The following is a 20,183-nucleotide window of genomic DNA, read 5'->3' as shown; positions in this document are numbered from 1 at the left end:
ACCATGGGCGCCTGGATCTCCACCTGGACGACCGACCCCGCCGACCGGTCCCTGCCCGTGCTGCTGTGCCTGCCCCCCGCCGGAGCCGGCTGCCAGCAGTTCCGCTCCTGGCAGCCCGAGCTGGCGGGCACCGCCCAGGTGTACGGAGTACAGCTGCCGGGCCGGGAGAACCGCTGGCGGGAGCCGATGCCGGACACCTTCGACGAGGCCGTCCTGGCCATCGCCGCGGAACTGCGGGACCTCGTCGCCGACGGCCGGCCGCTGATCGTCTTCGGCCACAGCTTCGGCGGCCTCCTCGGCTACGAGGTCTCCCGCCGGGTCGCCCCCCGCGCCCTGGTGGTCAGCGGCTGCCGGGCCCCCGGCCACTGGGACGGCGCCGGCCGCGGCATCGTCGACGACGGCGAGGAGCTGGACAAGCTCTTCGACACGGCCGGCCTCGACCCCGAACTGCTCGACGAGGACACCCGCGCCCTGATGGTCGCCATGCTCCGCAAGGACGCCCAGCTGTCCCTGAGCTACGTCCACGAGCCGGGCGTCCGCCTCGGCATGCCCGTCCACGCCTGGGGGGCCGACGGCGACGAGACCGTCAGCTCCGCCGACCTGGACGGCTGGGCCGCGGTCACCACCGCCGCCTTCACCCGGCACACCACCACCGGCGGCCACCACGCCGTACTGCGCCGCCCGCGGCCCGTACTGGACCACCTGACCGCCCTGCTGCGGGCCGCGGCCGCCGACCGGCCGGCCCCCGCCCCCACCACGACCGGCGCCTGAGCGCCCGCCCGTCCACACCCGCCCGAGTCCGGAGGACACCGTGCCCACCACCCACCAGGTCCTCGTGAACCACGAGGGGCAGTACGCGCTGTACCCCGCAACCCGCGAGACCCCCGACGGCTGGACGCCGGCCGGGTTCGACGGCACCGAGGACGAATGCGCCGGTTTCGTGGACGCCCAATGGCCCGACACCCGCCCGCTCAGCCTGCGAGGAGCCTGAGATGGAGATCGACCTGCTCGACCCGGGCCCCTTCGGCCGCAACGACTTCTGGCCCACCTTCACCTGGCTGCGCGCCCACTCGCCCGTCCACTGGCACCCCGAGCCCGGCAGCGGGGACGGGGGCTTCTGGGCGCTGACCCGCCACCGCGACATCATGAAGGTCTACGCCGACAGCGACACCTTCAGCTCGGCGCGCGGCATGCGGCTGGGCAGCGACCCGGCGGCCGTCGCCGCCGTCGCCCAGCGCATGCTCATCGTCTCCGACGTCCCCCACCACACCCGGCTCAAGCGGGCCCTCCACCAGGCCTTCGGACCGCAGCAGATGCCGCGTCTGGAGGCGATGGTCGAGAAGGTGGTCGGCGAGCTGGTGACCGAGGCCGCCGAACGCGACGAACTGGACTTCATCGACCTCGCCAAGCAGCTGCCCAACCGGGTCGTCTGCGCCATGATGGGCATCCCGCGCGCCGACTGGGCCTGGATCGGGGCCCTGACCACCGACGCCTTCGACTCCCCGGACGACGAGGTACGCACCAACGCGCACTCGGAGATCTTCCTCTACTTCATCGAGCTGCTCGCCGAGCGCCGGGTCCGCCCCGGCGACGACCTGGTCAGCCAGATCGCCCACGACACCCTCGTGGACGAGGGCGACGGCACCGAACGCCCCCTCAGCGATCACGAGATCGTCTTCAACCTCAACGGGGTCCTCTCCGGGGCCAACGAGACCACCCGCTACTCGGCGGCCGGCGCGGTCCACATGTTCGCCGAACACCCCGACCAGTGGCGGCTGCTGCGCGGCCTCGGCCCCGGCGGCATCGCCCCGGCCGTCGAGGAGATCCTGCGCTGGACCACCCCCGGGGTGCACGCCCTGCGCACCGCCGTCCGCGACACCGAGATCAACGGGATCCCGGTCGCCGAGGGCGCCCGGGTGACGCTGTGGAACGTCTCGGCCAACCGCGACGAGGACGTCTTCGCCGACCCGCACGCCTTCCGGGTCGACCGCCGCCCCAACCGGCACGTCGCCTTCGGGCACGGCCGCCACCTGTGCCTGGGCGCCCGGCTCGCCCGCTTCGAACTCGGCGCGCTGCTCACCGAGATGCTCGGCGTGCTGGACGGCTTCGAACTGGCCGGACCCGTCACCTTCAACTCCTCCAACTTCACCTGGGGGATCAACAGTCTCCCCGTGCGGCTGCTGCGCAGCCGAGCCTTCGCGAAGTAAGAAAGGGCCCGCACTGTGACCACCGCACTCGTCGACTTCAACCGTTCGGACGCCGCCTTCCCCGCCGCCGGGTATCCGCAGCTCCTCGCCGAACAGGCCGCCCGCACCCCTCGGGCCACCGCCCTCGCGCAGGGCGACCGCAGCTGGACCTACGCCGAACTGGAGTCCGCCACCAACCGGCTGGCGCACGCCCTGATCGCCCGCGGAGCCGTCGAAGGCACCCGGATCGGCCTCTGCTACCCCCGAAGCGCCGAGTACGTCATCGGCTCCCTCGCCATCCTCAAGACGGGCGCCGCGATCGTCGCCCTCGACCCGGTCAACCCCGACGACCGGCTCGCGGCGATGATCGCCGACGCCGCCCCGCTGCTCGTCCTCACCCCGGCCGACCTCGGCCGCCGGATACCCGAGGACGTCCCCCGCGCCGAGGTCGGCACGCCCGGGCAGGACCTGCCGGACACCGCGCCCGCCGTCGTGACCGGACCCGACACCGTCAGCCACCTCATCTACACCTCCGGCTCCACCGGAACCCCCAAGGCCGTCCTGGAACGGCACGGCGCACTCACCAACCTCGTGCACTGGACCACCCGCGCCTACGGGGTCCGGCCCGGCGACCGCGCCTCGTGGATGTCCACCCCCGGCTTCGCCGTCCAGATCATGGAGTGGCTCGCCTACCTGCCCGCCGGCGCGGCGATCCACATCCCCGAGGCCGGGCAGGCACAGACCCCCGAGCAGATCCGCGACTGGCTCGTCGGTGCGGGCATCACCCACACCATGCTGGTGGCCGCCCTGGCCGAGCCCGCCTGGGGCCTGGACTGGCCCGCGGACACCGCGCTGCGGATCCTGGTGACCACCGCCGAGCGCGTCCACAGCTGGCCGCCCGTCGACACCCCGTTCCGGGTCGTGATGACCTACGGCACCACCGAGACCACCAACGTCCTGTCCTGCCTCGACCTCGGGGCCGGCGTCGACTTCACCAGCCAGGCCACCTCCGACGAGGTCCGCGCCACCCGGCAGGTCCCGGTCGGCGTGCCCATCGCCAACCTCCGCGTCCACCTCCTGGGCGAGGACGGCAGCCCGGTGCCCGAGGGCGAGGTCGGCCGCCTGCACGTCTCCGGCGCCGGGGTCGCGGCCGGCTACCACGGCCGCCCCGAGCTCACCGCCGCGAAGTTCCACCCCAACTTCGTCGCCGACGACCCGCACCCGGTGCTCTACGACACCGGCGACCTCGCCCGCCGCCGCGAGGACGGCGCCGTCGAACTCCTCGGCCGGTCCGACTCCCAGGTGAAGATCCGCGGCTTCCGCGTGGAGCTCGGGGAGGTCGAGACGCACATCGCCCGTCTCGACGACATCGCCGAGGCCGTCGTCGTCACCCAGGAGCGCGGCCCCGGCGACAAGCGGCTCATGGCCTACGTGTCCCCGGCCGGCGCGGACGCCCCGGACCCGGCGGCGGTGCGCGCCGACGTGGCCCGCACCCTGCCCTACTACATGGTCCCCGCCACCGTCGTCGTGCTGCCCGCCCTCCCGCGCCTGCCCAACGGCAAGGTCGACCGGCGCAGCCTGCCCGAGCCCCCGGAGGGCCGAGACGCGGTCGGCGCCGGCTACGAGGCCCCCCGCAACGAGGTCGAGGACGGGCTCAGCCGGCTGTGGGCCGAGGCGTTCCGCACCGACGGCGTCGGCATCCACGACAACTTCTTCGAGCTGGGCGGACATTCGCTGCTGGCCTTCCAGCTGATCGACGAGATCCGCCGCCGCTACAGCGTCGAGCTCAGCCTCTCCGACCTCTCCACCTGCCCCACGGTCGCCGAGCTCGCGACCCTCGTCACCACCGAACGCACCGGCGGCCGCGGCTCCTTCGGCGGACTCCCCGCGATCGTCCCCGACCCCGCCGCCCGCTTCGAGCCCTTCCCGCTCACCGAGAGCCAGCAGGCCCTGTGGATCGGCCGCGGCGGACTCGTCGAACTGGGCAACGTCGGCTGCCACGGCTACTTCGAGTGGGAGAGCGAGCAGCTCGACGTGGCCCGCTTCGAGGGCGCCTGGCGCCGCCTCGTCGAACGCCACGACGCCTTGCGCACCCGCGTGCTGCCCGACGGCACCCAGCAGGTCTTCGAGGAGATCCCGGCGTACGAGATCCCCGTCACCGACCTCGGCGGACTCGACGGGGAATCCCGCGAGGCCGAGCTGGCCGCCCTGCGCGAGCGGCTCTCCCACCAGGTCCTCGACGCCGACGCCTGGCCGCTGTTCGACGTACGGATCAGCCTGCTCGGCGGCGGCCGGGCCCGGATCCACCTCTGCCTGGACTTCCTCGTCGCCGACGCCTGGAGCTACTTCCAGGTCCTCATCCCCGACCTGGTCACCTACTACGTGGAACCCGGCGCGGAACTCGCCCCGCTCGAGCTGACCTTCCGCGACTACGTCCTCGCCGTCGGGAACTCGCTGCGCGACAGCGAGCTCTACCGCCGCTCCGAGTGGTACTGGCGCGACCGCCTCGCCACCCTCCCGCCCGCCCCCGAACTGCCCGAGCGCCCGGCCGACGCCCCCGAGCTGCCGGTCCGCTTCGAGCGCCGCAGCCACGTCGTCGCCCCGGAGCGGTGGAGCAGGATCCAGGAGCGCGCGCACGCCCGCGAGGTGACCCCCTCCGGGGTACTGGCCGCCGCCTACGCCGAGATCCTCGGCAGGGCCGCCGGACAGGCCCGGTTCACCATCAACTTCCCGCTGTTCAACCGCCTCCCGCTGCACCCCCAGGTCAACGCGCTGCTCGCGGACACCACGACCACCCTGCTGCTGGCCGTCGAGCAGACGGAGTCCACCTTCGCCGGACGGGCCCAGGCCGTCCAGCGCCGGCTCTGGGCCGACCTGGAGCACCGCTACTTCAGCGGGGTGCAGGTGCTGCGCGAGCTGACCAGGCTGCGCGGCTCCCTCGCCCCGGCCATGCCCGTGGTGATGACCAGCCTGGCCGGCCACCCGCCGCAGTACGAGGAGACCGAGCTGGGCGCCCCGGTCTACGGCATCTCCCAGACCCCGCAGGTCTCCCTCGACTTCCAGGTCTTCGAGAAGCCCGACGGCCTCACCTTCAACTGGGACTTCCTGCCCGCCGTCTACCCGGACGGGCTGATCGACTCGATGTTCGAGGAGTTCACCTCCCTGCTCGACGCCCTCGCCGAGGACGAGGTCTGGGAACGCCACTCCCCGCCGCCCGGCGAGGAGAGCGCCGCCCCCGGCAAGACCGAGGAGCGCGACACCGGCGACGCCTGGGAGCGGTACTGGGCCGGGATCCGGCGCACCGGACGAGGCGGCGACGTCATCTGGGACGCCGACAGCGGTGAGGAGTTCCACTGGCTGCTGGACCAGGCGCGGCGCCACTTCCGCGGCGAGCTGCCGCTCATCGACCTGGGCTGCGGCAACGGCCGCTACAGCCGCGAACTCGCCCCGTACTACCCTTCGGTCATCGGCGTCGACGTCTCCGTCAGCGCCATCGACCACGCCAAGCGCGAGGCCGAGGGCGTGCCGAACGTCGACTACCTGGCGATCGACATGACCGACGCCGAACAGGCCGCGGTCCTGGGAGAGGGGCCCTACAACATCTTCGTCCGCGGCGTCTTCCACGTCCTGGACACCGAGGCCCGGGCCCGGCTCGCCGCGGTCGCCGACCGCCTGCTGGGCGACGAGGGCACGCTGATCGTGCACGAGCCCGACTACTCCAGCAACTCCTTCGGCTACCTCGGCTTCGTCGGCGGCAAGCGGGGCCGCGCCGAGGACCTGGTCGGCCCGCTGGAGGCGGCCGGTGTCCGGCACTCGCACCGCTTCACCCGGCCCGAACTGGCCGAGGCGTTCGGCGCGGACGCGTGGGAGGTCGTCGACGACGAGGCGATAGAACTGCACGCGATCGACCCCAGGTCGGACTCCGACGCCCTGCGGCTGCCCGGCTACTACGCGGTGCTGCGCCGCAGGCGCTGACGGCCGCACGCCCCGGCCCGGCTCTGCGCCGGGCGGCTCCCCGGCCGCCCGGCGCAGGGCCTCGGCGTCGTTCGGGGCCGACGCGGCCGTACCCGCAACGAGAAGATGCGGCCACGGCCGCTCGGCTGAAAGACTGGACAACGTGGAACGACGTACGACCGACCGGCTGCTCAGGGCTCGCGCACAGGCGATCGGGGGCGAGGTCCGGGAAGAATCGGTCGCCGCCGTCCTCGACCGGGTGCTGGCCGTGCAGGCGCAGGACCTGCCCGCAGCGGAGCTCGGGCTCCGGGTGCGGGCCCGCGGGCTGACCCAGGAGGCGGTGCGCCGGGCCACCGACACCGAACGCAGCGCCGTCCGCGGCTGGTTCATGCGCGGCACCCTCCAGCTGGTGCCGGCCGCCGACGCCCGGTGGCTGCTGGCCCTCTTCGGCCCGGTCTACCTCGCGCTCGCCGCCCGGCGGCTGCGCGAACTGGGCCTCGACGAGTCCCTGTGCACGCGCTCGGAACGCCTCATCACCGAAGCGATCGACGGCGAGGGGCCGTTGACCCGCGCCCAGCTCACCGACCGGCTCACCACCCTCGGAGTGGAGCCGAAGGGGCAGTCCGCCTTCCACCTGATCCGCCGGGCGGCCCTGAACGGCCGTATCTGCCACGGACCGCAGCGCGGCGGCGAGGCCACCTTCGTCCTCCTCGACGACTGGCTGCCCGCCACCGGCCCCCTGCCCTTCACCGGAGCCGCCGCCGAACGCGAACTCGCGCGCCGCTACCGCGCGGCGTACGGACCCTCCGACGCCCTGGACTTCGTCCACTGGTCGGGGCTCAAGGCCACCACGGGCAAGAACGCGTGGGCCGCCGTACGCGAGACCGGGCCCGAGCCGGCGCCCACCCAGGGCGGGCCCGACGTACGCCTGCTGCCGGCCTACGACAACTACCTCGTCGGCTACCGCAGCCGGGACCTGTCCGTGCCCGCCGCGCACGAACGCCGGGTGTGGCCCGGCGGCGGGCAGATCCGCGCCACCGTGCTGGTCGACGGCCTGGCCGTCGGCACCTGGTCGGGCGGCCGCCGCGGGGCACCGGTGACGGTCGAACCCTTCCCCGGGACCGAGCCCCACACCCCCGCCGTGGCCGCCGGAATCGCCCGCGAGAGCGCCGACATCGCACGGTTCTCCAGCTGAACCCATCGCATGTCTACAAGCGGTCTATAGTCCCGGAATTCATAACCGGGGTCTAACTCGGGGTCCATAGCGTCAGTGCCGTCCGACAATTCCGTACCCAATCAGAAAAGGGCGTCGACATGGCACTCGGTCGGCATTCCGATTTCAATCGCCTGTGGTTCGGGCAGACCGTCAGCAACTTCGGCGACAAGATCTCCCTCCTGGCACTACCGACCCTCGCGGTCGTGGTGCTGGGCGGCGGAGCCTTGGAGGTCGGCGTGCTCGGCGCGCTGCGCTTCCTCCCCTTCCTGCTGCTCGCCCCGATCGCCGGGCTGGTGGCCGACCGGGTGTCGAGGCGTACCGTCATGATCGTCGCCGACCTGGGCCGCTTCCTGGCCCTGGCCACGATTCCGTTGGCGTTCGCGCTCGACTCCGTCAGCATGACCCACCTCTTCATCGTGGCCGGCGTCACCGGCTGCCTCACCACCTTCTTCGAGGTCTCCTACCAGTCCTGGCTGCCGCAGCTCATCGGCACCGAGAACCTCATCGAAGGCAATACCAAACTCCAGATCAGCCGCAGCGTCGCCGAGGCGGTGGGCGCGGGCGCCGGTGGCGCACTCATCCAGCTGCTCGGCGCCGCACGCGCCGTCACCGCCGACGCGTTCACCTTCCTCATCTCGCTCATCGCCCTGCTGGTCATCCGCCACCGGGACGTGCGCGAGCGGACCGAGGAGCGCAAGGCCTCCGCGAAGGCGGAAATGAAGGAGGGCATGCGGACCCTCTTCGGCAACCCCGTCCTGCGCGGCCTGTTCACCGCGAACGTCGTGGTCAACCTCGGTGCCGCGATGGGTGACGCCATCCTGATCGTCTACGCGTACAAGGTGCTGGACCTCAGCCCCGGCCAGGTCGGTGTCGCCTTCGCCGTCATGTCGGTCTTCGTCATCGTCGGCGCGGTGCTCTCCGAGGTCGTGTCCAAGAGCCTCTCGGTGGGCCGCCTGCTGGTCATCACCGCGGTCGTGCTCGGCGCCGGCTACATCCTGGTCCCGACCGGCGGCGCGATCGGCGGCTTCGTCGGACTGATCGTGGTCCAGGCCGTCATCGGCTTCGTCTCCCCGATGTTCGACATCCACGTCCTCAGCCTCGTGCAGGGTGTCACCCCGAACGAGCAGATGGGCCGCGTCAGCGGCACCGCGCTCTCCGCGGTGTACGGCGCCCTGTCGCTGGGCTACTTCGCCGGCGGCGCGCTCGGCGAGGCGATCGGCCTGACCGGCGGCCTCGCGGTGGCCGGCAGCGTCACCATCATCGGCGGCCTGACCCTGCTCGGCGGGCCGGTCGCCAAGATCAAGGAAATGCCCGGCGGCGACGACACCGCCGAGGAGGGATCTCCGGCCGCGGACGAGGCCAGGATCACCGCCTGATCGGCACCTGCCAGGGGTGTGGGAGTGGGTGCCGGCCGAACGGCACCCACTCCACACTGCGCCCCGCACCCCGTACACCTCCCGCACACCGCCGCACGCCCGTACTCCCCGCACGTCCGCACCCGGCGCCGCGACCCGCGGCGCCCCCCTCGCCGTATCCCTCTCCCGACTCCCGAAGACGCACGGAGGCTCAAGGTGAGCGAGTCCCTCGCCGAACGCATAGCCGCACTGCCGAAGTCCCGCCGGGCACTGTTCCAGGCCCTGACCGGCCGAGGAGGCGGGCGCGCCGCCGTACGGGAGGACCCTGAGCCGGCACCCCGCGACCCCGCCGAAGCGCCCGTGCTCTCCTTCGCGCAGCGCCGCCTCTGGTTCATCGACCAGCTGCAGCCCGGCAGCCCCGCCTACAACGTGCCCGTCGCCACGCGCATCCGCGGCCCGCTCGACGTCCCCGCCCTGCACGCGGCGCTCCAGGACATCGTGGACCGCCACGAGGTGCTGCGGACCGTCTACACCTACCAGGAGGGCGCCACCGAGGCCGTACCCCGGGTGGTGGACGGCTACCGGCTGCCCCTGCCGCTGACCGAACTCCCCGACGAGGAGGCGGCCCGGCCGTTCTACGACGCCGACGCGGGCGCCCCCTTCGACCTGGCCGGCGCCGTCCCGCTGCGGGCCCGGCTCGGCCGGATCGGCCCCGAGGACCACGTCCTCGTCCTCAACCTGCACCACATCGTCACCGACGGCTGGTCCATGCGCGTCCTCTACACCGAACTGGAGCGCGCCTACGCCGCCCGCACCGGCGCGTCCGCCGAGGCGGCGGCCCCGCTCGCCCTCCAGTACGCAGACTTCGCCACCTGGCAGCGCCGCCGCGTCAGCGGGGACCGGCTGGAGGGCCTCACGTCCTTCTGGCGGGAGGAGCTGGGCGGCGCCACCCCCGTGGACCTGCCCACCGACCGGCCCAGACCGCCCGTCTTCGGCCACGCCGGCGCCTCCCGCTACATCGACCTCCCGCCCCGGCTCATCGCCCGGCTGCGGGAGTTCGGCAAGTCCGAGGGCGCCACCCTCTACATGACGATGCTGGCCGGCTTCGCCGCCACCCTGCGCCGCTGGACCGGCCAGGAGGACATCGTCGTCGGCACCTCGGTCTCCGGCCGCGACCACCCGGCCTTCAGCGAGCTCATCGGCTTCTTCGTCAACACCCTGCCGCTGCGCATCAGAACCGGCGGCGACCCCGGCTTCGCCGAACTGGTCCGCGCCACCCGCCACACCACCCTCCAGGCGTACGCGCACCAGGAACTGCCCTTCGACCTGATCGTCGACGCCCTCGGGCTGCCCCGCGACCCCAGCCGGCCGCCGCTCACCTCGGTGATGTTCCTCCTCGACGAGACCCCGGACACCGCCCCGGGCCTCGCGGGCGTCGCCACCGAGCCCATCGACTTCTCCTCGCACGCCACCAAGTACGACCTCATGATCAGCGTCCACGACACCGGCACCGCCGTCCGCGCCCTCGTGGAGTACCCCACCGCCCTGTTCGACGCCGGGACCGTGGACCGCCTCCTCGGCCACTTCCTCACCACTCTGGAAGGGGCCGTCGACCGCCCCGACGCCCCGCTGTCCGCCCTGCCGCTGCTCACCGACGCCGAGCGCCGGGCCGCCCTGGACGACTGGAACGCCACCCGCGCCCCCTTCCCCCAGGACGCCTGCCTGCACGAGTTGTTCGAGCAGCACGCCGACCGGCGGCCCGACGCGCCCGCAGTGATCCTCGGCGGACTCGGCGGCTGGAACATCACCTACCGGGAGCTGGAGGAGCGCGCCAACCGGCTCGCGCACCGGCTCGTCGAAGCCGGCGCCGGACCCGACCGGACCGTGGCGCTGTGCCTGCGCCGGGGCCCCGGACTGGTCACCGCGATCCTCGCCGTCCTCAAGGCCGGCGGGGCCTACGTCCCCCTCGACCCGGACTACCCGGCCGAGCGCCTGGCGCTGCTGCTGCGGGACTCCGCACCGCCCATCGTCGTCTCCGACGCGGAGCTGATCGGCCGACTGCCCGTCCCCGCCGGCACCGCGCGGGTGCTCCTCGACACCGACCGGGCCGCGCTCGCCGAGCTGCCCGCGACCCGCCCGGCCGTCCCCGTCACCTCCCGGGACCTGGCCTACGTCATCTTCACCTCGGGCTCCACCGGCACCCCCAAGGGCATCGCCCTGGAACACCGGGGCGTCGTCAACAACATCCTCGACCTCAACCGCTCGTACGGCATCGCGCCCGGCGACTCGGTCCTCGCCCTGTCCTCGCCCAGCTTCGACATGAGCGTCTACGAGACCCTCGGCATCCTCGCCGCGGGCGGCACGCTCGTCCTGCCCGACCCGGCCGCCGCCAAGGATCCGGCCCACTGGGCCGACCTCGTCGAGCGGCACGGCGTCACCGTGTGGAACTCGGCACCCGCCCTCCTCGGCCTCCTGGCCGACCAGCTCGAACACGCCGGCGGGCCCCGGCTGCCGAAGCTGCGCACCGCGTTCCTCGGCGGCGACTGGATCCCCGTCACCCAGCCCGACCGGATCCGCGCCTTCGCGCCCGGCCTGTCCTTCGTCGCGCTCGGCGGGGCGACCGAAGCCTCCATCCACTCGGTGGAGTTCCCCGTCGGCCGGGTCGATCCCGAGTGGACGAAGCTCCCGTACGGGCGGCCCATGGCCAACCAGCTGACCTACATCCTCGACCCGAAGGACCGCCTCGTCCCCGTCGGCGTCCCCGGCGAACTCCACCTGGGCGGCGTCGGACTGGCCCGCGGTTACCTGAACCGGCCCGAGCTCACCGAGGAGAAGTTCGTCCACGTCGAGCTGGAGCCGGGGCGCACCGAACGCCTCTACCGCACCGGCGACCTGGCCCGCTACGGCGCCGACGGCACCATCGAACTCCTCGGCCGCACCGACTTCCGGATCAAGCTCAACGGACTGCGCATCGAGCCCGGCGAGGTCGAGAGCGCGCTGCGCGAGCGCCCCGGCGTCCGCGAGGCCGTCGTGGCCGCCCGCCGCACCGCCGGCTCCGACCGCCTCGTCGGCTACGTGGTGCCCGAGGAGGGCGCGGACCTCGACCCCGCCGCCCTGCGCACCGCCCTCGCCGCCGTCCTGCCCCCGCACTGCGTCCCCGCCGAACTGGTCCTGCTGGAGCGGCTGCCGCTGAGCCCCAACGGCAAGGTGGACCGGGGCGCCCTGCCCGACCCGCGCCCCGCCGCCCCCGCACCGGACCGGCCCACCACCGCGCCCGCGGACGCGGACCCGGTCGTCCTGCGGATCGCCGCCGTCTGGGCCGAGGTGCTCGGCGTGGCCGAAGTCGCGCCCGGCGACGACTTCTTCGCCCTCGGCGGGGACTCCTTCGCCGCCGTCCGCGTGGTCCGCGCCGTCGCCACCGCCCTGCCGGACGGCGGAGCCGCCGCCCTGCGCGTCGTCGACCTCTTCAGCAACCCGACGCCGGCCGGGCTCGCCGCCAAAGCCGCCGAACTCGCCGGAACCGGACCGGGAACGGGCCCGCAGCAGCACCGGCTGCTGCACCGGCTCACCCCCGAACGCCCCGCCGGCACCACCGCGCTGACCCTCGTCTGCTTCCCGCACGGCGGCGGCGACGCCATCGCCTACCAGCCCCTCGCGGCCCAGCTCCCGCCGCACATCGAGCTCCTGGCCGTCTCCCCGCCCGGACACGACCCGCTGCGCCCCGGCCCCATGCTGCCGGTCCCCGAGTTCGCGGAGATCGCCGCCCGGGAGATCGCCCGCACCGTGCGGGGACCGTACGCGGTCTACGGCCACTGCGCCGGAGTCGTCACCGCGCTGGAGACCACCCACGTACTGGAACGGCTGGGACAGCGCCCGATCGCCCTGGACCTCGCCGCGGCCCTCCCCGAGGAGGACCCCGAGTACGCCCTGGAGATGGAACGCGTCTCCGGCGACGACGACCTCGTCGCCTACCTGACCACCATGGACGGCTTCGACGGCGTCCTCGACGACAGCGACCTCACCGCGGTCCTGCGGATGGTCCGCCACGACATGACCGAGGCCGCCCGCTTCTTCGCCCGCACCCCGGGCGGCTACGACCGCCCCCTGGCTACCCCGCTCACCTGCATCATCGGCGACGCCGACGACGCGACCGAGGGCTACGAGAACGGCTACCGCGCCTGGGGCCGGTACGCGGCCGACGTACGCCTCGCCGTGCTCCCCGGAGGCCGCCACTACTTCGCCAAGCACCTGCCCGACCGGCTCGCCGCTCTCCTCGCCGACCTGCACCGCAACGGAGGAACCCATGTCTGATCTCGCCGAACGGCTCGGCCGTCTGCCCCAGGGACAGCGCTCCCGGCTGCTGGGACGGATGCGCAACCAGATGACGGCCGGCGTGGGCCGCCGCATCGAGCTCAAGCGTGCCGACCACGGACCGCGCTCCCGCTCCTCCTTCCAGCAGGAGCAGATGTGGTTCGTCGACAAGCTCGGCGCCGGCAAGGCCCGCAACAACATAGCCCTGGCCATAGGCCTGGGCGGCCCCCTCGACCGGGCCGCCCTGCACGAGGCGCTCAACGCCGTCGTCGCCCGCCACCAGGTGCTGCACAGCAAACTCGTCGAGATCGACGGAGTCCCCTGGCAGGAGCCCGTCCCCTCCTTCGTGCTCGGCGTCCAGAGCACCGACCTGTCCGGCAGCGACGACGCGGACCGCGCACTCGCCGAGCTCACCGCGAGCTGCGCCGCCGCCCCCTTCGACCTGGCCGCCGGCCCGCCCGTCCGCGCCCACCTCGTGCGGCTCGCCGCCGAGCACCACGTCCTGCTCTGGGTCGTCCACCACATCGCCTGGGACCCGGGATCGACCCGGATCTTCACCGAGGAACTGACCTCCAGCTACGCGGCCGCCGCCGCGGGCAAGCGCCCCGAGGCCTCCCGGCTCGCCGTCGAGTACGCCGACTTCGCGGCCTGGCAGCGCGCCAAGCTGGAGAACGACGAGCACGGCCGGGCGCTCGCGGGCAAATGGCGCCAGCTCCTGGCCGGCGCCGTCGCCACCGAGGTCCTGCCCGACCACCCGCGCGGCCCCGAGACCCGCGGCGACGGCCGCGGTCTGAAGCTGACCCTGGACCAGAAGCTGCTGGACCGCCTCACCGAGCTCGCCGACGCCAACAGCACCACCGTCTTCACCACCCTGCTCGCCGCCTTCAACGCGCTGCTGCGGCACTGGACCCGCACCGAGGACGTCGTCGTCGGCACGGCCAGCGCCTCCCGGCCGCACCCCGACCTGGAGCAGGTCATCGGCTGCTTCGTCCAGATGATCACCCTGCGGACCGAGGTCACCGACCAGCTCACCTTCCGCGAGCTGGTCACCCGCACCGCGTCCTCCGTCATGGACTCCTTCACCAACAGCGAGCTGCCCTTCGAGCAGGTGGTCGAGGCCGTCCGCCCGGTGCGCGACCCGCTGCGCCACCCGCTCTTCCAGATCGAGTTCACCTCGCTGGGCCGCTGGGGCACCCACCGGGCGCAGGCCGCCGACGTCGAGTTCACCATGGACCAACTCCACGACGGCGCGGCCAAGTTCGACATGAGCTTCCTGGTCGGCGAGAACGACGGCCTGGAACTCTCCCTCGAGTACAACACCTCCCTGTACCGGCACGGCACGGCGAGCGCCCTGCTCGCCGCCTTCCGGCAGGTCCTGGAGCAGGTCGCCGAGAACCCCGACCTCCAGGTGGGCGACATCAGCCTGGTCGAGGAGCCGGCCGCCTCCCGGCACGCCCGCGAGCTGTCCCGCGGCGGCCCCGTCGACGAAGCCGCCTGGACCACCACCCTGGACCGCGCGTTCCGTGAGCGGGCCACCATCCACCCCGACGCCGTCGCCGTCCGCCACGGCTCCACCCGGCTCGACTACGCGGCCCTCGACCGCTGGTCCGAGGCCATCGCCCACCGGCTGCGCGACCGCGGCGTCCGCCACGGCGACCCGGTCGCCGTGTGCGTGTCCCGCGGCCCGGCCGCCGTCGCCGGAGTCCTCGGCGTACTCAAGGCGGGCGCCCACTACATCCCGGTCGACCCCGCCGCCCCGGCCGAGCGGACCCGTACGGTCCTCGCCGACGCCAAGGTCCGGCACGCCCTCGTCGACGAAGCCGCGCAGCTGCCCGTACCGCTGGAGCTGGTGACCACCGGAACGGCGGCCCCCGTCCGGGAGGTCCCCTCCCTCGCGCCCACCGCCACCCCCGGCGACCTGGCCTACGTGCTCTACACCTCGGGCAGCAGCGGAACGCCCAAGGGGGTCATGATCGAGCACCGTTCGGTCACCCACTTCTCCCGCACCATCGCCCGGGCCTACGAGATCCGGGCCGAGGACCGGGTCCTGCAGTTCGCCCCGCTCACCTTCGACGTCTCCGTCTTCGAGGTCTTCACCACCCTGCTGGCGGGCGGCTCGCTCGTCATCGCCACCGACGACGAGCGCCGCGACCCGGCCCTGCTCCAGACCCGGATGCGCGAGGACGCGGTCACCGTCGCGGAACTCCCGCCCGCCCTGCTGCCGTTGCTCGACCAGGCCGCCCTGCCCGACCTGCGACTGGTCTCGGTGGGCGGCGAGGCATTCCCCGGCCGGCTCGTCGCCGAATGGACCGCGGGGGAGCGCCGGTTCGTCAACGGATACGGCCCCACCGAGGCGACCGTCGCCGTCACGCTCATGGACTGCACCGGCAGCTACGACCGCAACCCGCCGATCGGCCGCCCCATGCCTGGCCACCAGGCCTTCGTCCTCGACGAGCGGCTGCGCCCGGTCCCGCCCGGCGTACCCGGCGAACTGTGCGTTGCCGGCCCCGGCGTCGCCCGCGGCTACCTCGGCCGCCCCGACCTCACCGCCGACCGCTTCGCCGACAACCCCTACGCGGACGGCCCCGAGACGGCCCGCCTCTACCGCACCGGCGACCTGGTCCGCTGGCTGCCCGGCGGCAACCTGGACTTCCTCGGCCGCACCGACCGCCAGCTCAAGGTGCGCGGCCACCGCATCGAGCCCGGCGAGGTCGAGTCCGTGCTCACCGGACACCCCTCCGTGCAGCAGGCCGTCGTGGTGGCCCAGCCCGCGGCGGGCGGCGAGCGCATGCTGGCCGCCTACGTCACCGTCGAACAGGTGGGCTCGTACGCCTCCGAGGTCGCCGACGCCGAAGGCCTGCGCGCCTACGCGGCCGGCCGGCTGCCCGGCTACATGGTGCCGGTCGTCGTCGTCCTCGACGAACTGCCGCTCACCCCGCACGGCAAGGTCGACACCGCCGCCCTGCCCCTGCCCACCGAGCAGTCCGCCGAGGGCGGCACCGCGCCGCGCGACGCCATCGAGGAGCAGATCTGCCGGGACATCCTCACCCCGCTGCTCGAATGGCAGAACCCGGACGTGGAGGGCGATTTCTTCGCCCTGGGCGGCAGCTCACTGCAGGCCACCATCGTGGTCTCCCGGGTCCGCGCCCTCTTCGGCATCGACATCGCCCTCGCCGACTTCTTCGGCCGCCCGACCGTCTCCGGACTGGCCGAACTGGTCCGCGCCGCCAAGGCCGAAGCCGCCGGCGAACAGGACCGGCTGCTCGCGGTCTTCGAGCAGATCGAGAACATGAGCGACGAAGAGGCCGCCGCCCTCCTCGGCTCCCTCCAGCAGCCGGACGGTTCCTGATGGCCGACCCGGCCGGGCTCGAAGGAGCGCTCGCCGCGCTCCCCGAGGCGAAGCGCGAACTCGCCCGGCTGATGCTGGCCGCCCGGCAGCCCGTGCCCGCCCACCCGGCCCCGCGCTCCGGCGCGGGGCCGGTGCCCCCCACCGCGCTCCAGTCCCGGCTCTGGCGCCGCGAGCGCACCCATCCGGCCGTCGCCACCGGCTCGCACGCGCTGCGGCTGACCGGCCCGCTCGACCCCCGGCGCCTCACCGGGGCCCTCACCGGGGTGCTGCGCCGCCACGAGGCGCTGCGCACCCGGCTCACCGTCTCCACCACCGGCCAGCCGAGGCTGCACGTGGACGGGGAACCGGTGCTGCGGCTCACCCGGGCCGACCTCTCGGGCTTCACCCCGCAGGCCGCCGCCGAACGCGTGGCCCTGCAGATCACCGAGAGCGCCTCCACCGTCCTCGACCTGGAGAGCGGCCGCACCAGCGCGTTCCGGCTGCTGCGGCTCGCCCCCGACGAGCACGTCCTGATCCTCGCCTCCCACCTCGCGGTCTTCGACGGCTGGTCCTCCGGGGTCTTCCTCGCGGACCTGGCCGCCGGCTACCGCGAGGGAGAGGGTGCGGCCGGGGCGGCCCCGCCCGAGCTCCAGTTCCCCGACTACGCCGACTGGCAGCACCGGTGGCTCGCCGGACCCGACGGATCCGCCGAACTCGCCCGCCGCCGCGCGGTGTTCGCCGCCGACCCGCCCGCACCCCGGGCGCCCGGCGGATTCGAACGGGGCCACCTGCCCGTACGGCTCGCCCGCGGGCCGGTCGACGCCGGGCTCGAGCTGGGCGCGGCCGAGGGAGCCACCCCGTTCATGACCCTGCTCGCCGCGCTGGCCGTCGTACTGGCCCGCAGGGAGGGCCGTACCTCCGTGGTGATCGGCACCCCGGCGGCCGGCCGGTTCGCCGGACCGCTCGAAGGCGCCGTCGGGCAGTTCACCACCGTCGTACCGATCCGGCTCGACCTCGCGGGCGGCCCCGCCTTCCGTGAGCTGCTGCACCGCACCCGGGCCGCGGTGGCCGAGGCGCTCGCCCACCAACGCCTGCCCGTGGACGTCCTGTTCGGCGACGGAACACCCCCGCCGTACAACGTCCTGTTCGCCCTCCACAACTACCCGTCGGTCCCCCTGGACCTGCCGGGCATCGAGGTCGGCCAGCTGCCCGGGCCCCCCGCCCGGCACCTGGAGCTCTACAGCCCCGACCCGGCCGCGGCACTCGCCTGCATCGGCCTCGTGGAACGGGACGGCGAGATCGGCGGCACCGCCGAGTACAACCGCCACGCGGCCACGCCCGAGGACGTGCGAGGGCTGCTCACCGGAATCGAGGACGTGCTGGACCGGGCCGCCGCCGCGCCCGCATCCCCGCTCACCACCTAGGGAGTTGCCCGTGCTCACCACCGAGTTCTACCGTGCGCCCGCGGACTGCGGGCTCGTACGGAGCGGAGCCGACGTGCCCCGCACCCCCATGCGGGCCCTGCGCGAGGACATCCACGACATCCTGGTCTCGGCCCCGGTGGCCGAGGCCCGGCGCACCCGCGACCCCCGGCCCATCCACCGGGCCCTGGGCGAGCAGGGCCTCCTCGCGCCCCAGTGGCCCGAGGAGTACGGCGGCCGCGGCATCAGCCAGGTCGCGGCCGCCGTGCTGGTCGAGGAACTGGCCATGCACGACGTCCCCGACCTGCTGCACACGCTCACCGTACAGATCGTCGGATCCACCCTGCTGGGCGTCGCGAGCCCGGCGATGAAGGCCCGGCACCTGCCGGAGTTCGCGGCCGGCACCGCCTTCGGCTGCGTGCTGTTCAGCGAACCCCAGGCCGGCTCCGACCTCAACATCCTCTCCACCCGCGCCGTCTCCGACGGCAAGGGCGGCTACAAGCTGTACGGCACCAAGGTCCACTCGCTGTTCGCCCGGCTCGCCGACTACGGCCTGTGCCTGGCCCGCGGCGAGGACGACGCCTTCAGCCTGTTCCTCGTCCCCCTCGCCCAGCCCGGGGTCACCATCCGGCAGATCCCGGGCATGGGAGACGACGCCTTCCACGAGGTCACCCTAGACGGCGTGGCCGTGACGGCCGAAGACGTGGTCGGCGAGACCGGCCAGGGCTGGGCGATCGTCGTCAAGACCCTCGCCTTCGAGCGCACCGGCCTCGACTACTACGTCAAGGCGCTGCGCTGGTACCGGGCCGCCGTGGAACGGCTGGAGGTCCACACCGACCGGCTGGAGGCCGGCCAGCACGACCAGATCGGTCTGGCCAAACTCAACGCCCGGCTGCTCGCGGCGGGCACGCTGGTCCGCCGCGTCCTCACCCGCCTCGACCGGGGCGAACTCAACGAGGACGAGGCCGCCGCCGCCAAGTGGTACACCACCGAGCTCGCCGCCGAGGTGGCCTGGTGGGCCGCTGAACTCGACGGCGACCGCAGCATGACCCTCGACGACCCCGAGGTCGACGGGGTGGCACACCCACTCGATGCGGCGTTGCGCGAAGCCCCGGGGATGCGGATATCGGGCGGCACCGCCGAAATGATGCTGGAGACGCTGGCCCGGCTGCGTCTCGACTCAGGGGCGGAGGTACGGCCGTGACATCACAGGCGGTAGGCGGGAACGGTACGGGCGGCCAGGGTCCGGCGGCGGCGTCCGAGCGCTGGCGGGAGCGGGAGGACGAGGACTCGCTCTTCCGGCAGCTCCGGCTCACCGTGCGCCAGGGCCTGGAGGTCGACGGGGACACCCCCGGCGGCGCCTGGGAGGCGCTGAGCCAGGTCGGCGCGTGGGAGTTCGCCCTGCCCATCGGGCACGACGGGCTCGACCTCGGCCAGGCGGTCATCGCCATGGTGTGCGAGGAGGCGGGCAACGCCATGCAGCCCGTCCCGCTGACCGACACCCTCCTCGCCGTGGACCTGGTCTCCGGCCTCGGCCCGCTGGCCCCCGAAGCCGCCGAGAGCCTCCTGGACCGGGTACGCACCGGGGAACTGGAGATCGCCGTGCCGGGCCGGCTGCCCGATCCGCGCGGCACCGTACCGCCGGGCATCACCTGGAAGCCGGATCCGGACACCGGCGCCGTCGTCCTCACCGGAACCGGTGGCCCCTTCGCCGCCGGAGTCGGCCCTGGCGCCCTGCTGGTCCTGGCCGGCGGGCCCGACGGCCCGTGCGTGGCGCTCGTACCCCTGCCCACCGAGGGCGTCCGGGTCCGTCCGCTGCGCGACCACGGCGGGGGAGCCGTCGCCAGTGCCGTCTTCGACGAGGTACGGCTGCCCGCCGAGGCGGTGCTGCTCAGCGGCCTCGCCGCCGAACAGGCCCTCGCCCGCGTGGGGCTGCGCGCGGCCGTCCACCAGGCCTCGCTGCTGGCCGGGATCACGGCGGCCGCCCTGACCGCGGTCGTCTCCCGGATCCGCGGCCGGCAGCAGTTCGGCCAGGCCCTGGTCAAACACCAGGGCCCCCGGCTGCGCGTGGCGGGGCTGCTGGCCCGGCTCGACGCCGTGCGCTGGGCCGTGGGGGACGCGGCCCGGGACCTCGACGAGGACCGGCTCACCGCGGGGGAGGCCGCCGGCCTGATCGCCCTCACGGCGGAGACCACCCTCGACGTGACCCGTGACGCGGTCCATCTGCACGGCGCCTCGGGCCTGGTCCGGGACGGCCTGGTGGCGGGCTGCTACCGGCGCGCGGCCTGGGAGGCCCTGCGCTGCGGGCGTCCCGCCCACCTCTGGGACATCGCGGCGCACACGCCCTGACCGGCGCACACGAGGAAGGGGCCCCCGCACCGCGGGAGCCCCTTCCGTGTACCACGAGGGATG

The 20,183-nt window shown here is 73.8% G+C and carries 10 protein-coding genes and 1 pseudogene; all 11 read left to right on the top strand.

Translation table 11 applies throughout. From position 1 onward, the window contains the following. The first annotated feature begins 3 nt into the window (after positions 1-3). The 11 genes and pseudogenes from JYK04_RS07685 to JYK04_RS07635 all read left to right on the top strand — a co-directional run bounded on the left by JYK04_RS07685 (position 4) and on the right by JYK04_RS07635 (position 20,120). Positions 4-771 carry a thioesterase II family protein gene (locus JYK04_RS07685; RefSeq protein ID WP_189734241.1) on the top strand — a complete coding sequence of 256 codons (768 nt, stop codon included), beginning with the start codon at positions 4-6 and terminating at the stop codon, positions 769-771. Positions 772-808: 37 nt separating this feature from the next. Continuing rightward, positions 809-991, top strand: a pseudogene (locus tag JYK04_RS07680) (MbtH family protein); the annotation flags it as partial. Position 992: 1 nt separating this feature from the next. Beyond that, positions 993-2,207: a cytochrome P450 gene (locus JYK04_RS07675; RefSeq protein WP_189734239.1), complete on the top strand. Its 1,215-nt coding sequence runs from the start codon at positions 993-995 to the stop codon at positions 2,205-2,207. Positions 2,208-2,222: 15 nt separating this feature from the next. Continuing rightward, positions 2,223-6,161 carry a non-ribosomal peptide synthetase gene (locus tag JYK04_RS07670; RefSeq protein WP_189734236.1) on the top strand — a complete coding sequence of 1,313 codons (3,939 nt, stop codon included), beginning with the start codon at positions 2,223-2,225 and terminating at the stop codon, positions 6,159-6,161. A 142-nt stretch (positions 6,162-6,303) separates the two neighbouring features. After that, positions 6,304-7,335, top strand: coding sequence for a winged helix DNA-binding domain-containing protein (locus JYK04_RS07665; protein ID WP_189734234.1), 1,032 nt, complete (start codon positions 6,304-6,306; stop codon positions 7,333-7,335). A 119-nt stretch (positions 7,336-7,454) separates the two neighbouring features. Beyond that, complete coding sequence (locus JYK04_RS07660; RefSeq protein WP_189734232.1) at positions 7,455-8,732, top strand: MFS transporter; 1,278 nt, start codon at positions 7,455-7,457, stop codon at positions 8,730-8,732. Between the two features lie 195 nt (positions 8,733-8,927). Beyond that, entirely contained in the window at positions 8,928-13,022 is a 4,095-nt protein-coding gene (locus JYK04_RS07655; RefSeq protein WP_189734230.1) for a non-ribosomal peptide synthetase, read from the top strand. After that, positions 13,015-16,371: a non-ribosomal peptide synthetase gene (locus JYK04_RS07650; RefSeq protein WP_189734228.1), complete on the top strand. Its 3,357-nt coding sequence runs from the start codon at positions 13,015-13,017 to the stop codon at positions 16,369-16,371. Before JYK04_RS07655 ends, JYK04_RS07650 begins: the two co-directional genes overlap by 8 nt. Next, positions 16,371-17,774, top strand: coding sequence for a condensation domain-containing protein (locus tag JYK04_RS07645; protein ID WP_189734226.1), 1,404 nt, complete (start codon positions 16,371-16,373; stop codon positions 17,772-17,774). Before JYK04_RS07650 ends, JYK04_RS07645 begins: the two co-directional genes overlap by 1 nt. A gap of 10 nt (positions 17,775-17,784) precedes the next feature. Beyond that, positions 17,785-18,975: an acyl-CoA dehydrogenase family protein gene (locus JYK04_RS07640; RefSeq protein ID WP_189734224.1), complete on the top strand. Its 1,191-nt coding sequence runs from the start codon at positions 17,785-17,787 to the stop codon at positions 18,973-18,975. Beyond that, positions 18,972-20,120, top strand: a complete 1,149-nt coding sequence (locus JYK04_RS07635; protein ID WP_189734222.1) for an acyl-CoA dehydrogenase family protein — start codon at positions 18,972-18,974, stop codon at positions 20,118-20,120. The genes JYK04_RS07640 and JYK04_RS07635 overlap by 4 nt, the downstream gene beginning before the upstream one ends. The last annotated feature ends 63 nt before the right edge of the window (positions 20,121-20,183 follow it).

Source organism: Streptomyces nojiriensis, from assembly GCF_017639205.1.
Classification (GTDB): Bacteria; Actinomycetota; Actinomycetes; order Streptomycetales; family Streptomycetaceae; genus Streptomyces; species Streptomyces nojiriensis.
This window is presented reverse-complemented; position numbering and strand designations above follow the sequence as displayed.

Excerpts from the sequence above, each read along its gene's own strand:
- JYK04_RS07660 (WP_189734232.1), top strand. The coding sequence starts at position 7,455 with ATGGCACTCGGTCGGCATTCCGATTTCAATCGCCTGTGGTTCGGGCAG.
- JYK04_RS07675 (WP_189734239.1), top strand. The coding sequence starts at position 993 with ATGGAGATCGACCTGCTCGACCCGGGCCCCTTCGGCCGCAACGACTTC.
- JYK04_RS07645 (WP_189734226.1), top strand. The coding sequence starts at position 16,371 with ATGGCCGACCCGGCCGGGCTCGAAGGAGCGCTCGCCGCGCTCCCCGAG.
- JYK04_RS07685 (WP_189734241.1), top strand. The coding sequence starts at position 4 with ATGGGCGCCTGGATCTCCACCTGGACGACCGACCCCGCCGACCGGTCC.
- JYK04_RS07650 (WP_189734228.1), top strand. The coding sequence starts at position 13,015 with ATGTCTGATCTCGCCGAACGGCTCGGCCGTCTGCCCCAGGGACAGCGC.